Here is a 703-nt window from a genome sequence, read left to right as displayed (position 1 = left end):
CCTCCTTTCTAAGGATATATTCGGAACATCTTCCTTGAGAAGATGAAGAGGAATGACATTGACATATTGCATTCAGTTTTGAATGCTCATTACGAGTATTCATTGCGTTATTTTGTACATTGAAAACTAGATATGTAAGTAAAATTTATGATTTTACCAAGCAAAACCGAGTGAATTAGAGTTTTAAAAAGCTTGAATTCAAAAAATAGAAATAATCGCTAGTGTTCGAAAGAACACTCACAGATTAATAACATTTTAGGTTTTCAACCGATTTTATCGTGTTGAAGGTCGAAAAGATTAAGTTATTAAGGGCGCACGGTGGATGCCTTGGCACTAGAAGCCGATGAAGGACGTTACTAACGACGATATGCTTTGGGTAGCTGTAAGTAAGCGTTGATCCAGAGATTTCCGAATGGGGGAACCCAGCACAAGTTATGTTGTGTTATCGACAAGTGAATTCATAGCTTGTCAGAAGGCAGACCCGGAGAACTGAAACATCTTAGTACCCGGAGGAAGAGAAAGAAAATTCGATTCCCTGAGTAGCGGCGAGCGAAACGGGAAGAGCCCAAACCAATAAGCTTGCTTATTGGGGTTGTAGGACACTCTATACGGAGTTACAAAGGAATATATTAAACGAATCATCTGGAAAGTTGAATCAAAGAAGGTAATAATCCTGTAGTTGAAAATATATTCTCTCTTGAGT

1 rRNA gene is annotated in these 703 nt (G+C 38.1%); it reads left to right on the top strand.

From position 1 onward, the window contains the following. Positions 1-295: 295 nt before the first annotated feature. A 23S ribosomal RNA gene (locus EII23_RS12190) occupies positions 296-703 on the top strand; the annotation flags it as partial.

It is taken from the genome of Desulfovibrio sp. OH1186_COT-070, assembly GCF_003860215.1.
In the GTDB taxonomy this organism is placed as follows: domain Bacteria; phylum Desulfobacterota; class Desulfovibrionia; order Desulfovibrionales; family Desulfovibrionaceae; genus Desulfovibrio.
Note: the sequence above shows the minus strand (reverse complement) of the source record. Positions and strands in the feature narration are given on the sequence as shown.